The following is a 12625-nucleotide window of genomic DNA, read 5'->3' as shown; positions in this document are numbered from 1 at the left end:
ACCTCCCACCCCCCAACCCCCCCCACCGCGGTTTTCCCCCCCCCCCGGGGTGTCGGGGCGGGCCCCCACCGCGCCCCCCCCGCCCTTCCTCATTCCTCGCCGATGTCCTCGTTCCACAGCTCCGGACGGTCACGGACGAAGGCACGCATCAGCGCGATGCACTCCGGGTCGTCGAGCAGCACGATCTCCACCCCGTGCCCGGCCAGCCAGTCGTGGCCGCCCTGGAAGGTCTCGGCGTCGCCGATCACCACCCGGGAGATCCTGAACTGCCTGATGAGACCGCTGCAGTACCAGCACGGCGAGAGCGTGGTCACCATCGTCGTGCCCCGGTACGAGCGCTGCCGTCCGGCCGCCCTGAACGCCGCCGTCTCCGCGTGCAGGGACGGATCGCCGTCCTGGACACGGCGGTTGCGGCCCCGGCCGAGCAGGGTGCCGTCCGCCGCGTACAGCGCGGCGCCGACCGGGACGCCGCCCTCCGCGAGGCCCGCCCCGGCCTCGGCGAGGGCGGTCGCCAGCCAGTCGGCGTACGGAGGGCTCACCGGGCCAGCGGGGTGTCCAGGACCGCCTTGCGGTGGCTGAACGTCTCCAGTGAGTACCGGCCGTGGTAGTTGCCCATGCCGCTCTCGCCGACCCCGCCGAACGGCAGGTCCGACACGGTCAGGTGGGCCAGCGGCAGGCCTATGCCCACCCCGCCCGACGAGGTCTCGGCCAGCAGGCGCTCCCGTACGGCGGGGGAGTGCGTGAAGGCGTACAGCGCCAGCGGCTTGTCCCGGTCGTTGATGAAGCCGATGGCCTCGTCGAGCCCGGCGACCGTCACGATCGGCAGGACGGGGCCGAAGATCTCCTCGCCCATCACGGGGGCGTCCGGCGCCACATCGGCCAGTACGGTCGGCGCGATGTACTTGTCGGCACGGTCGTGGGTGCCGCCCGTCACCGTACGGCCGGAGTCCAGCAGCCCGACCAGCCGGTCGAAGTGGCGCTCGTTCACGATCCGTCCGTACTCCGGGTGGGCGGAGGCGTCCTGTCCGTACAGCCCTTCGACCGCCGCCGCGAGCGCGTCCGCCAGGGCGGGCGCGGTCGCCGGGTCGGTCAGTACGTAGTCGGGGGCGACACAGGTCTGGCCCGCGTTGAGGAACTTGCCTGCGGCCAGCCGTGCGGCCACCGTCGTCAGATCCGTGTCGCGGTCGACGAACACCGGCGACTTGCCGCCCAGTTCGAGGGTGACCGGAGTGAGGTGCCGGGCCGCCGCCGCCATCACGATCCGGCCGACCGTGCCGTTGCCGGTGTAGAAGATGTGGTCGAAGCGCTCGGCGAGCAGCGCGGTGGTCTCCGGGACCGCCCCCTCCACCACGGCCACCGCGTCGGTGTCCAGATAGCGCGGCAGAAGCCGGGCCACGGCGGCGGAGGTCGCGGGCGCCAGCTCGCTCGGCTTGGCGACGACGGCGTTGCCCGCGGCCAGCGCACCGGCGAGTGGAGCGAGCAGCAGCTGCACCGGATAGTTCCAGGGCGCGATGACGAGGACCACGCCCAGCGGGTCCTGCACGGTGTGGGCGGTGGACCCGGCGAGGGCCGCCGGTATGGGGGCGGGCTCGGGCCGCAGCCACCCCTCCAGCCGTTCCAGGGTGTGGTCGATCTCGCGGACCGTGAAGTCGATCTCGGTCCGGTAGGCCTCCTTGCGGCTCTTGCCGAGGTCGGCACGGAGCGCCTCGGCCAGCTCGTCACCGGACTCGGTGAGCAGGGCGCGCAGACGCGTCAGCTGGGAGGTGCGCCAGTCGAGGTCCCTGGTGCGTCCGGTGCGGAAGGTGCCACGGAGGCGGGCGACTACGTCGGCAGGGGGCTCTGCGGTGCTCACAGGGCCGCCACGATCTCGCGGGCCAGCTGCTCCGAGGAGGCCGGGTTCTGTCCGGTGTGCAGATTGCGGTCGTGCACGGTGTAGGGCGCCCACGACTCCCCTGCGGAGTAGTCGGCGCCGAGCTCCACCAGCCGGTTCTCCAACAGCCAGGGTGCCTTGTCGGCCAGCCCGGCGAGGGTCTCCTCGGCGTTGCTGAAGCCGGTCAGCCGGTAGCCGGCGAAGGGCCAGCTGCCGTCCTCGCGGCGGGCGGCGAGCAGCGCGGCGGGGGCGTGGCACACGACTCCCAGGTGCGCACCGGAGTCCAGCACTGCGGTGAGGAGCCGGCCGGACACCTCGCTGACGGCCAGGTCCTCCATGGGGCCGTGGCCGCCGGGGTAGAAGACGACGTCGTACGAGGTGGGGACGACATCCTCGAGCCGGGCGGGGATGCGGAGGATCTCGTCGATCGAGGCGAGGTACGAGGCGACGGCGTCGGCCTGCTCCTGGCCCCCGTTGGCGTCCGCGGCGAGGCTGGCCGTGTCCACGGTGGGGGCCACGCCGCCCGGGGTGGCCACGGTGATGTCGAATCCGGCCTGGGCGAAGACGCGGTGCGGGGCGGCGAGCTCCTCGGCCCAGAAGCCGGTGGGGTGGGTGGTGCCGTCGTTGAGGGTCCAGTGGTCGGCACCGGTGAGGACGAACAGTACGGAGGTCATGGGGGGTGCTCCCTACGAGACGCGAGACGCAAGACACGAGCGAAGGTTGATATGCTCAAGCAACACGGTTCATGTAACTGTCAAAAGTTGAGCATGTCAAATGAATGCGATGTGGCGTGGCGGACACGGTTCCGAACCTCGGGGCCACGCGTACAGATCGAAGGATGACCGACCATGACGACGGATCCGGCACCCCGCGCCGTCCCTACTCCGGACGAACTGCTGGAACCCCTCGCAGTCGTCGTCCGCGGCCACCACGACGACCTCACCGCCGTCGCCACCCGCCACGGCCTCAGCACCTCGCAGGCGCGCGCACTGATCGCCCTGAACGAGCCCATGCCGATGAGTGCCCTGGCCCATCACCTGGTCTGCGACGCGTCCAACGCCACCGGCCTCATCGGCCGCATGGAAACCCGCGGCCTGGTCACCCGCACCCCGGCACCCGACGACCGCCGCTCCAAGGTCGCCGCCCGCACGGCGGACGGCACCGAGCTGGCCCATCGCATCCGCTCCGAGATGCGCGTCGTGCACGGTGCCCTGGAGGCGCTCACCCCGCAGGAGCGCACGGCGCTGCTGCCCCTGCTCAACCGGCTGGGGCAGCTGCTGTCCTCATGAGGAGGAGGCGTCCGTGGATCCTGCCCCGCCCTCGCGGCGCTTGATCTCGTCCTCGCGGCGGCGCAGATCCGCTTCCCAGTCCTTGAGGAGCGACTCGTCCTTCGTGTTCTCTTCCTTGATCGACTTCAGGAAGTCCGGATTGTCGTCCGGCGCCACCCACGTGGTGCGGTGGTTGCGGTGCCACTCGGAGGGCGTGCGGCCTCCGGCGGGCGGCACCCGCAGCTTGCCTGCCGCGAACCAGACGATCGGGCCGACGATCCAGAACAGCAGGATGATGAAGACCCAGGCCAGCTTCGGCAGGTGCTTGGCCTCGTCCTCCGGGGTGTTCAGGCAGTCTATGAACGCGTAGATCGTCAGCGCGAGCGGCAGAAGATAGATCAAGGCCCTGAGCATCGTGGAAGGGTCCCCCGAGAAAAGGTGAGGGGCGCACTGTCCCGCCCCGGTGACGGGCCCAGGGTAGCGGGTGGCCGATACTTGTCCCCATGGCTTACGACGATCTTCGCTCCCTGCTCCGGGCTCTGGAGCGCGAGGGCGATCTCAAGCGCATCAAGGCCGAGGTCGACCCGTATCTGGAGGTCGGCGAGATCGTCGACCGGGTGAACAAGGCGGGCGGGCCCGCGCTGCTCTTCGAGAACGTCAAGGGGGCGTCCATGCCCCTGGCCATGAATGTCTTCGGGACGGACAGGCGGCTGCTCAAGGCGCTCGGGCTGAAGTCCTACGCCGAGATCAGCGACAAGATCGGCGGGCTCCTCAAGCCGGAGCTGCCGCAGGGCTTCGTCGGGATCCGTGAGGCGTTCGGGAAGCTCGGCGCGGTGACGCACCTGCCGCCGAAGAAGGTGAAGAGCGGGAGCGCCCCCGTCCAGGAGGTCGTCCTGACCGGCGACGACGTGGACCTGGAACAGCTGCCCGCGCTCTTCACCTGGCCCGAGGACGGCGGCTCCTTCTTCAACCTGGGCCTCACGCACACCAAGGACCCCGAGACCGGCATCCGCAATCTGGGGCTCTACCGCCTCCAGCGCCACGACAAGCGCACCATCGGGATGCACTGGCAGATCCACAAGGACAGCCGGAACCACTACCAGGTCGCGGCCGGGCGCGGTGAGCGGCTGCCCGTCGCCATCGCGTTCGGGGCGCCGCCCGCGGTGACGTACGCCTCCACGGCGCCGCTGCCGGGGGACATCGACGAGTACCTCTTCGCCGGCTTCATCCAGGGCAAGCGCATCGAGATGGTGGACTGCAAGACCGTCCCGCTGCAGGTCCCGGCGCAGGCCGAGGTCGTCATCGAGGGGTGGCTGGAGCCGGGCGAGATGCTGCCCGAGGGCCCGTTCGGCGACCACACCGGTTTCTACACGCCGCAGGAACCGTTCCCCGCGCTGACGATCGACTGCGTGACCATGCGCGAGCGGCCGCTGCTGCAGTCGATCGTGGTGGGCCGGCCGCCGACCGAGGACGGTCCGCTGGGGCGGGCCACCGAGCGGTTCTTCCTGCCGCTGCTCAAGATCATCATTCCGGACATCGTGGACTACCACCTGCCCGAGGCGGGCGGCTTCCACAACTGCGCGATCATCTCGATCGACAAGAAGTACCCGAAGCACGCCCAGAAGGTGATGAGTGCCGTCTGGGGCGCGCACATGATGTCGCTGACCAAGCTGATCGTGGTCGTGGACGCCGACTGCGATGTCCACGATCTGCACGAGGTCGCCTGGCGGGCGCTCGGCAACACCGACTACGCCCGCGACCTGCTGCTCACCGAAGGGCCGGTCGATCATCTCGACCATGCCTCGTACCAGCAGTTCTGGGGTGGCAAGGCGGGCATCGACGCGACGCGGAAGCTGCCCGAGGAGGGCTACACCCGGGACGGGGGCTGGCCGGAGATGGTCGAGTCCGATCCCGACACGGCGGCGAAGGTCGACCGTCGCTGGAAGGAGTACGGCCTGTGAGCGCTTCCGCCGCTGCGGTGCCGCAGCCCCGCAGCACGCCCCGCGCGTTCCTGCGGCTGGTGATGATCGAGCACTCGGTGTTCGCGCTGCCCTTCGCGTACATCGCGGCGCTGACCGCGATGTTCCAGCTGGACAAGGACATCCACTGGGGCGCCCTGCTGCTCGTGACCATCGCCATGGTCGGGCTGCGGACGTTCGCCATGGCCGCCAACCGGATCATCGACCGGGAGATCGACGCCCGCAATCCCCGGACCGCGAGCCGCGAACTGGTCACCGGTGCGGTCTCGGTGAAATCGGCGTGGACCGGCGCGATCATCGCCGTCGTCGTCTTCCTCGGCTCGGCCGCCCTGCTCAACCCGCTCTGCCTGGCGCTGGCACCCGTCGCCGTCGTGCCGATGGTCGTCTACCCGTACGGCAAGCGGTTCACGAACTTCCCGCACGCGATACTCGGCATCGCCCAGGCCATCGGGCCGATCGGCGCCTGGATCGCGGTGACCGGCAGCTGGTCGTGGGACGCGGTGATCCTCGGCCTGGCCGTCGGGATCTGGATCGGCGGCTTCGACCTGATCTTCGCCTGCCAGGACGTGCAGGCCGACCGGGCCCACGGGGTGCTCTCCTTCCCGGCGCGCTTCGGGATCCCGGCCGCGCTGTGGGGCGCGCGGGTCTGTCACGTCGTGACGACCGGGCTGCTGGTCTGGTTCGGCCTGGCGACGGACGCGGAGGTCTTCTACTGGATCGGCATGGCGATCGTCGCCGTGGCGTTCGTGTACGAGCACCGGGTGGTGCGGCCGCACGATCTGTCCCGGCTGAACCGGGCGTTCTTCTCGGTCAACGGGTTCATCGGGATCGCCCTGTTCGCCTGCGCGCTGCTCGACCTGCTGGTGCGCGGTCTCACACCGTGACGGCACCGGCCGTACGGCGGGGGCGGCGGAAGGCGAACGCCGCCGCCACCCCGCCCACGAGGCCGAAGAGGTGGCCCTGCCAGCTGATGCCGGAGTCGGTCGGCAGCACGCCCCAGAGCAGTGAGCCGTAGACCGCGGCGATGATCAGGCCGAGCACGATGTCGAGCGGGCGGCGGTCCACGAAGCCGCGGACCAGCAGATAGCCGAAGAGGCCGAAGACCACACCGGACGCGCCGAGCGTGACCGTGTCCGGGGGCGCGGTGAGCCAGACACCGAGGCCGCCCGTCACGATCACCACCAGGACCACGGCGGCGAACCTGCGTATGCCGGCGAGCGCCGCGATGAAGCCGAGCACCAGCAGCGGGACGCTGTTGGAGGCCACATGCTCCCAGCCGCTGTGCAGGAACGCGGACGGCACGATGTCGACGAGCTCCGCGGGCTCGCGCGGGCTGATGCCGTACGTGTCGAGGGAGTGGCCGGTCGCCGTGTCGATGCCTTCCAGCAGCCACAGGAGCGCGATCCAGCTCAGCATCACCGCGCCGGCCGTGACGGCCCGTGCGGTGGTCTCTGTGCGCATACCGGTCATGGTCACCCCCTGGTCCGTGGCTGCCCCTTCACCTGACGGAACGTACGGAGTACCTGGCTCGGTTCCTGGCCGGGGGTGCCGGATAGGCTCGGTGGTGTGGATTCCGGGACTTCAGTGAGTCAGCAGCAGCGCAGGCCTTGGATTGTCGGGGTGTCCGGCGCATCGGGGACCCCGTTCGCCGCCTCGGTCCTGCGGGGGCTGCTGGCCGCGGGGGAGAGCGTCGATCTGGTGGTGAGCCGCGCCTCGCGCCTCACCCTTCTGGACGAGACGGGGATCGCCTTCCGCGACGCGCACTGGCAGGAGGACCTGGGCGACTGGCTGGCGCGGGGGGCCGACGGGAAGCCGCACACCTTCGGCGTGAGCGAGACGGATCTCGGTCGCGTGCGGCACTGGGCGGCCGGGGATCTGGCGGCCGGGCCGTCCTCGGGTTCCTATCCGGCGAAGGGGATGCTCATCGTGCCGGCGTCGACGGCCTGCGTGGCCGGGGTGGCACTCGGACTTTCGAAGGATCTGCTGCAGCGGGCCGCGAGCGTGACGCTCAAGGAGCGGCGGAGGCTGGTGGTCGCGGTCCGCGAGACCCCGCTGAGCGGGCAGACGCTGAAGCAGATGGTCGCGCTCGACGAGGCGGGCGCCGTGGTGCTGCCCGCCTCTCCGGCGTTCTACGCGGGGGCGACGCACATCCAGGATCTGGTGGATTTCGTCGCGGGGCGGGTGCTGGACGCGGCAGGAGTGCCGCACCAGCTGTACCGCCGGTGGGAAGGAGAGCTCGGTGGGGGCTCCCGTGAAAGGCCGTAGCCGGTCAGCGCTTCTTGGGTGTGCGCGGGGCGCGGGCCTTGTCGACGCGGTGCGCGGCGGCCAACTGGTGGGCACTCGAGCGGTTGGCCAGGTCCTGCAGCTCGCGCATCCGGGCGTAGGCCATCTCGATCGTGTACACGGTGAAGTTCACTCCTGAAGATTCGAAAGCGTTTCTTGGATGTTCTGAAGGATTTGCAGGGCCTGAGCCCTGCACGCCTTAGATTTTACACATAAACTCGCGGTACTGCTGAACAATGGAAGGTTTCAGTCATATGGACGCGGTGGACAGGCAGCTCATCCAGGCCCTCAGAGAGAACGGCAGGGCCTCGTATGCCGAGCTGGGCCGGCTCGTCGGGCTCTCCGGGCCCAGCGTCACCGACCGCATCAACCGGCTGGAAACCGCCGGTGTCATCACCGGATACCGTGCGACCGTCGCCTCCGCGTCGCTGGGGCTCGGGGTCACCGCGCTGATCGGTATCTCGCTCTCCGACGCCGCCGACCACGAGGACGTCGCGCACCGGCTGAAGGACCTGGCCGAGATCGAGGACTGCTGGTTCATCGCGGGCGACGACTCGTACATGCTCAAGGTGCGGGTCGGTGACGTGGACGGCCTGGAGAAGACGATCCGACGGCTCAGCGGCACGAAGGGGGTCTCCCGGACCCGCACCACGATCGTGCTGTCCACCAAGTGGGAGAACCGGGTCGGGGAACTTCCCGACGAGGCATAGGCGTACGGTTGGCTGCCGGAGTCTGTTACGTAGAGATATCGGAGGGGCACTGGTGGACGCGGGACTCAAGCGCGAGCTGGAGGAGAAGGTCCGGGCCGGCGAGCGGCTGACCCGCGAGGACGGGATCGCGCTCTACGAGTCCGACGACCTGGCCTGGCTCGGCGGGCTGGCCCATGAGGTGCGTACGAGGAAGAACGGCGACGTCGTCCACTTCAACGTCAACCGCCACCTCAACATGACCAACGTCTGCACCGCGTCCTGCGCGTACTGCTCGTTCCAGCGCAAGCCGGGCGAGAAGGACGCGTACACGATGCGCATCGAGGAGGCCGTCCGCCTCGCCAAGGCGATGGAGAACGAGAACCTCACCGAGCTGCACATCGTCAACGGGCTGCACCCCACCCTGCCGTGGCGCTACTACCCCCGTTCGCTCAGCGCGCTGAAGGAAGCCCTGCCGAACGTCGGGCTCAAGGCGTTCACGGCGACGGAGATCCACCACTTCGAGACGATCTCGGGACTCTCGGCCTCCGAGATCCTCGACGAGCTGATCGAGGCCGGTCTGGAGTCGCTGACCGGCGGTGGCGCGGAGATCTTCGACTGGGAGGTCCGCCAGCACATCGTCGACCACAACACCCACTGGGAGGACTGGTCGCGCATCCACCGTCTCGCGCACGAGAAGGGGCTCAAGACCCCGGCGACGATGCTGTACGGGCACATCGAGGAGCCCCGTCACCGCGTCGACCACGTGCTGCGGCTGCGGGAGATGCAGGACGAGACCGGCGGCTTCCAGGTCTTCATCCCGCTGCGCTACCAGCACGACTTCGTGGACATGAAGGACGGCAAGGTCCGCAACACCCTCCAGGCGCGGACGTCCATGGCGACCGGCGCGGAGGCGCTGAAGACCTTCGCGGTCTCGCGGCTGCTCTTCGACAACGTTCCGCACGTCAAGGTGTTCTGGGTGATGCACGGGGTGCAGACCGCCCAGCTCGCGCTCCAGCACGGCGCGGACGACATGGACGGCTCGGTCGTCGAGTACAAGATCACGCACGACGCGGACGACTACGGCACGCCGAACAAGCTCGGCCGTGAGGACCTGCTGGACCTGATCCGCGATGCGGGCTTCCGGCCCGTGGAGCGCAACACCCGGTACGAGATCCTGCGCGAGTATCCGGGTCCGGACGCCGACCGGCGCGAGTCGCCGCAGCCGATGCGCGTCTGAGGCGTCCCGGTTCCCGTTGTGTGAAAGCCCTGGCCGGCTGTCTGCGGCCGGGGCTTTCGCATGGGCCTTCTCGCGTGGTGGACACCGGTTGAGGGTCGGTTAAGTAATGGTTAATATGCGGGTATGGCGCTTACATTTGAAGTGGACCCCGCGTTCGACCGGGCACTGCGGGACAGCATCACCGCGCTCTGGGTCGATGTCACCAACGCGGGCGGAGCCGTCGGCTTCGTGCCGCCCGTCACCGCCGACGAGGTCCGCCCGGAGCTGGTCAGACACCTCGCCGGTATGGCCGAGGGCCGCACCCGGTTGGTCGTCGGACGCGACGAGGACGGTGCTGTGGCCGCCACCGCCTTCCTCACGCACAACTCCCACCGGCTGATGCAGCACTGGATCGGGCTGTACACGGTGATGGTCCACCCCCGGCACCAGGGCAGGGGCTTCGGGCGCGAGCTGATGGCGGCCTCGGCCGATGCCGCCCGCGGGACCGACGGCATCGACGCCATCCGGCTCACCTGCCGCGGCGGCACCGGAGCCGATCGCTTCTACGCCTCCTGCGGATACAAGGAGGTGGGCCGGATCCCGGACGCGATCAGGGTCGCGGAGGACGACTACCGCGATGACATCATCATGCTGCTCCCGCTCTTCCGGCAGGACGGCCCTTCAGTGGTGAGCCCGGCGGGGGGCCCTGCGTAGAGCGGGAGCCCCGCATGGATGGGGAGCCCTGCGTGATCGAGGAGTCCGTCGTGAACGAGGAGCCCTGCGAACTGATCGAATTCGGGGCATGCTTCACTGGTCGGGCAGAACCGCAGACTGCACGAACGCAGGAACGTCGGACGTAGAGAGAAGGCCAGCCGTGTCCGCTGCCAAGCCGAGCGCAACGATCCGCTACACCGCGATGCGCCTGCTGATTTTCGTGGGCTGCTTCTTCTTCTCCGGTGTGGCGGTCCACTTCGGTGTGCTGCCCGCGGGGCTCGGTGGATCCAACCTCGTCTGGGTCGTCCTGCTCGGCCTGCTCCTCTCCGCACCCCTCAGCTTCGTCCTCCTGCGCAAGCAGCGCGACGAGATGTCCGAGCAGCTCATCTCCACGGTCGACCGGACCAGGGCCAAGCTCGAGGCGAACCGCACGCGCGAGGACAGCGTCAGCCAGTAAGCGCCCCGTAAGGTTCCTCACACCCTGCGGCCCCGTACGCACGAAGCACCCCGGACCGGAGCAACCGCTCCAGCGCCGGGGTTTCGGCGTTTTCGGGACGGACGGCGACGTTTTCGAGCCGGCCGGGCGAGCAGTGGCGGCGGGGCGGCGTGGTTCTTCGTCAAAGCAGACCTTTGAGGTTCTCAAAGTACAAGTGTTAACGTGTTCGACATGAACGCAGCAGCGCGCCCCTCTCATGCCATGAGCCCCCCGCTCGTGGCGCGCCTGCATGTCGATCTCTGCCGCTGTATGTCCGCGGTCTGTTGCCGCAACGTCTGAACCGGCATCATGCAGCGGCGCCGCCCCTGACGCGGGCGCCGCACCCCCGTCCCCGTTCGACCGCACGTAGGTACGTCCGTTCCCGTACGTCCCGATGCGCACATCTGGAGTGTGTCCGTGTCCGCGAATTCCGCGCCCCCCGCGACCGACGCCGGTAAGCCCTCCGGCTCCGGTTTCCGCATACCCAAGGTCCCGTTCTGGGCCCAGATCGTCGCCGGTCTGGTCCTGGGTGTCCTGCTCGGCTGGCTCGCCCGCAGCCAGGACATCAGCTGGCTCTACACCACGCTCGACAAGGTCGGCCACATCTTCGTCCAGCTGCTGAAGCTGGCCGTCGCGCCCCTCGTCTTCTTCGCGATCCTGGTGTCGATCACCAACCTGCGCAAGGTCAACAACGCCGCGAGGCTTGCCACCCGTACGCTGCTCTGGTTCATGATCACCTCGCTCATCGCGGTGGCCATCGGCCTCGTGATCGGTCTGGTCACCAACCCCGGCGCCGGTACCGGCCTCACCCCGAAGGACGGCGCCAAGCCCGAGCACGCCGGCTCCTGGCTCGACTTCCTGACCGGCATCATCCCGGACAACGTGATCACGCCGTTCACCGAGCTGAACGTGCTGCAGATCGTCTTCATGGCCGCCGTCGCCGGTATCGCCGCGCTCCAGCTCGGCGAGAAGGCCAAACCCATCCTCGCCCTCAGCGAGTCGATTCTGGAGCTCCTCCAGAAGGCCCTGTGGTGGGTCATCCGCCTCGCCCCGATCGGCACCGTCGGCCTCATCGGCTACGCGATCGCCGACTACGGCTGGGACCTGATCGGCAAGTACGCCACGTTCACCGCCGACGTCTACATCGGCTGCGCCCTGGTGATGTTCGGCGTCTACCCGCTGCTCCTCGCCACGGTCGCCAAGGTCAGCCCGCTGCAGTTCTTCAAGGGCGCCTGGCCCGCGATCCAGCTGGCCTTCGTCTCGCGCTCCTCCGTCGGCACGATGCCCGTCACCCAGAAGGTCACCGAGCGTCTCGGTGTCCCGAAGGAGTACGCCAGCTTCGCCGTCCCGTTCGGCGCCACGACGAAGATGGACGGCTGCGCCGCGATCTACCCGGCACTGGCGGCGATCTTCATCGCGCAGATCTTCGACGTCCAGCTGGGCATCGGTGACTACATCCTGATCGCGTTCGTCTCGGTGATCGGCTCGGCGGCCACCGCCGGTCTCACCGGCGCCACGGTCATGCTGACGCTCACCCTGTCGACACTGGGCCTCCCGCTGGAGGGCGTGGGCCTGCTGCTCGCCATCGACCCGATCCTGGACATGATCCGCACCGCCACGAACGTGGCCGGACAGGCGCTGGTCCCGGTGATCGTCTCCGCCCGCGAGAAGATCCTCGACCACGACAAGTACAACTCGGCCTCGGCCTCCCCGGTCGACGAGATCGAGGTCGAGGGAGCGAAGCCGACGGGCGTCGCTGTCGCCGCCTAGCGCGGAATCCGCACCGCACACACGAGAGCGCCCCCGGCCCGTACGAGGCCGGGGGCGCTTTTTTGTGCCCGCCGGGGGGGGAGGTGCTCCCGCCCGCCGGGCCGGGGCGGGGTGATGCGTGTGGACGCCGGGCCGGTAGGGGTGATGCTGTGGACGGCGGGCGCCTTTTGGCCACAGCAGTGGGGTCGTATGTGTCGTCATCCGGCCGTTCGTCCGACTCTGTCACCCGGGTCCAGGCCATGACCGGATGGTCCAGACCATTGACTCGGCATCCCTTCGCCTTCTAGCGTTGCCGTTGCCGGAGACCGGCGCCCAGACGGATCCGGAATATCTCAAATCCCTTTCCTGGCGTGGTTTCTGA

At 69.2% G+C, this 12625-nt stretch carries 15 protein-coding genes; 9 read left to right on the top strand and 6 right to left on the bottom strand.

Translation table 11 applies throughout. The features are described 5' to 3' along the window. Positions 1 to 89: 89 nt before the first annotated feature. From ACFWBQ_RS14630 to ACFWBQ_RS14620, 3 genes are read right to left on the bottom strand one after another with little or no spacing between them, the layout of a single operon-like run. Positions 90 to 539 carry a nucleoside deaminase gene (locus ACFWBQ_RS14630; RefSeq protein WP_385487741.1) on the bottom strand — a complete coding sequence of 150 codons (450 nt, stop codon included), beginning with the start codon at positions 537 to 539 and terminating at the stop codon, positions 90 to 92. Continuing rightward, positions 536 to 1852: an aldehyde dehydrogenase family protein gene (locus tag ACFWBQ_RS14625; protein WP_385487739.1), complete on the bottom strand. Its 1317-nt coding sequence runs from the start codon at positions 1850 to 1852 to the stop codon at positions 536 to 538. Before ACFWBQ_RS14625 ends, ACFWBQ_RS14630 begins: the two co-directional genes overlap by 4 nt. Continuing rightward, positions 1849 to 2544, bottom strand: coding sequence for a type 1 glutamine amidotransferase domain-containing protein (locus tag ACFWBQ_RS14620; protein ID WP_385487737.1), 696 nt, complete (start codon positions 2542 to 2544; stop codon positions 1849 to 1851). The genes ACFWBQ_RS14625 and ACFWBQ_RS14620 overlap by 4 nt, the downstream gene beginning before the upstream one ends. A gap of 174 nt (positions 2545 to 2718) precedes the next feature. Between ACFWBQ_RS14620 and ACFWBQ_RS14615 the strand changes: the two genes are divergently transcribed. Beyond that, positions 2719 to 3159 carry a MarR family winged helix-turn-helix transcriptional regulator gene (locus ACFWBQ_RS14615; protein WP_385487735.1) on the top strand — a complete coding sequence of 147 codons (441 nt, stop codon included), beginning with the start codon at positions 2719 to 2721 and terminating at the stop codon, positions 3157 to 3159. Here ACFWBQ_RS14615 and ACFWBQ_RS14610 read toward each other — a convergent pair. Beyond that, positions 3154 to 3552 carry a PLD nuclease N-terminal domain-containing protein gene (locus ACFWBQ_RS14610; RefSeq protein WP_385487733.1) on the bottom strand — a complete coding sequence of 133 codons (399 nt, stop codon included), beginning with the start codon at positions 3550 to 3552 and terminating at the stop codon, positions 3154 to 3156. The two genes, ACFWBQ_RS14615 and ACFWBQ_RS14610, sit on opposite strands and share 6 nt — an antisense overlap. A gap of 89 nt (positions 3553 to 3641) precedes the next feature. Between ACFWBQ_RS14610 and ACFWBQ_RS14605 the strand changes: the two genes are divergently transcribed. Together ACFWBQ_RS14605 and mqnP are read left to right on the top strand one after the other, a co-directional pair. Next, positions 3642 to 5099: a menaquinone biosynthesis decarboxylase gene (locus tag ACFWBQ_RS14605; protein WP_385487731.1), complete on the top strand. Its 1458-nt coding sequence runs from the start codon at positions 3642 to 3644 to the stop codon at positions 5097 to 5099. Beyond that, on the top strand, positions 5096 to 6001 hold the full coding sequence (gene mqnP / locus ACFWBQ_RS14600) for a menaquinone biosynthesis prenyltransferase MqnP (RefSeq protein WP_385487729.1): 906 nt from the start codon (positions 5096 to 5098) through the stop codon (positions 5999 to 6001). Before ACFWBQ_RS14605 ends, mqnP begins: the two co-directional genes overlap by 4 nt. On the opposite strand, the gene ACFWBQ_RS14595 is transcribed toward mqnP, so the two are convergent. Beyond that, entirely contained in the window at positions 5991 to 6587 is a 597-nt protein-coding gene (locus ACFWBQ_RS14595) for a rhomboid family intramembrane serine protease (RefSeq protein WP_385487727.1), read from the bottom strand. The genes mqnP and ACFWBQ_RS14595 overlap by 11 nt on opposite strands. A gap of 114 nt (positions 6588 to 6701) precedes the next feature. Between ACFWBQ_RS14595 and ACFWBQ_RS14590 the strand changes: the two genes are divergently transcribed. Continuing rightward, a complete protein-coding gene (locus ACFWBQ_RS14590; RefSeq protein ID WP_385487725.1) occupies positions 6702 to 7382 on the top strand; it encodes a UbiX family flavin prenyltransferase in 681 nt (226 codons plus the stop codon). A 4-nt stretch (positions 7383 to 7386) separates the two neighbouring features. Here the strand turns inward: ACFWBQ_RS14590 and ACFWBQ_RS14585 are convergent, their stop codons facing one another. Continuing rightward, complete coding sequence (locus ACFWBQ_RS14585; RefSeq protein ID WP_385487723.1) at positions 7387 to 7533, bottom strand: hypothetical protein; 147 nt, start codon at positions 7531 to 7533, stop codon at positions 7387 to 7389. A 121-nt stretch (positions 7534 to 7654) separates the two neighbouring features. Here ACFWBQ_RS14585 and ACFWBQ_RS14580 point away from each other — a divergent pair, with 121 nt between their 5' ends. From ACFWBQ_RS14580 to ACFWBQ_RS14560, 5 genes are all read left to right on the top strand, one after another. Next, on the top strand, positions 7655 to 8110 hold the full coding sequence (locus tag ACFWBQ_RS14580) for an Lrp/AsnC family transcriptional regulator (protein WP_329209980.1): 456 nt from the start codon (positions 7655 to 7657) through the stop codon (positions 8108 to 8110). Between the two features lie 52 nt (positions 8111 to 8162). Then, complete coding sequence (gene mqnE / locus ACFWBQ_RS14575; protein WP_385487720.1) at positions 8163 to 9326, top strand: aminofutalosine synthase MqnE; 1164 nt, start codon at positions 8163 to 8165, stop codon at positions 9324 to 9326. A 123-nt stretch (positions 9327 to 9449) separates the two neighbouring features. Continuing rightward, positions 9450 to 10019 carry a GNAT family N-acetyltransferase gene (locus ACFWBQ_RS14570; protein WP_385487718.1) on the top strand — a complete coding sequence of 190 codons (570 nt, stop codon included), beginning with the start codon at positions 9450 to 9452 and terminating at the stop codon, positions 10017 to 10019. Positions 10020 to 10179: 160 nt separating this feature from the next. After that, positions 10180 to 10476 (top strand): DUF4229 domain-containing protein, encoded by a 297-nt coding sequence (locus ACFWBQ_RS14565; RefSeq protein WP_385487716.1) that lies wholly within the window; start codon positions 10180 to 10182, stop codon positions 10474 to 10476. Between the two features lie 435 nt (positions 10477 to 10911). Continuing rightward, on the top strand, positions 10912 to 12264 hold the full coding sequence (locus ACFWBQ_RS14560) for a dicarboxylate/amino acid:cation symporter (protein WP_385487714.1): 1353 nt from the start codon (positions 10912 to 10914) through the stop codon (positions 12262 to 12264). The last annotated feature ends 361 nt before the right edge of the window (positions 12265 to 12625 follow it).

It is taken from the genome of Streptomyces sp. NPDC060035, assembly GCF_042736635.1.
Classification (GTDB): domain Bacteria; phylum Actinomycetota; class Actinomycetes; order Streptomycetales; family Streptomycetaceae; genus Streptomyces.
The sequence above is the reverse complement of the archived record's forward strand: the minus strand, read 5'-3'. Positions and strand labels throughout refer to the sequence as shown.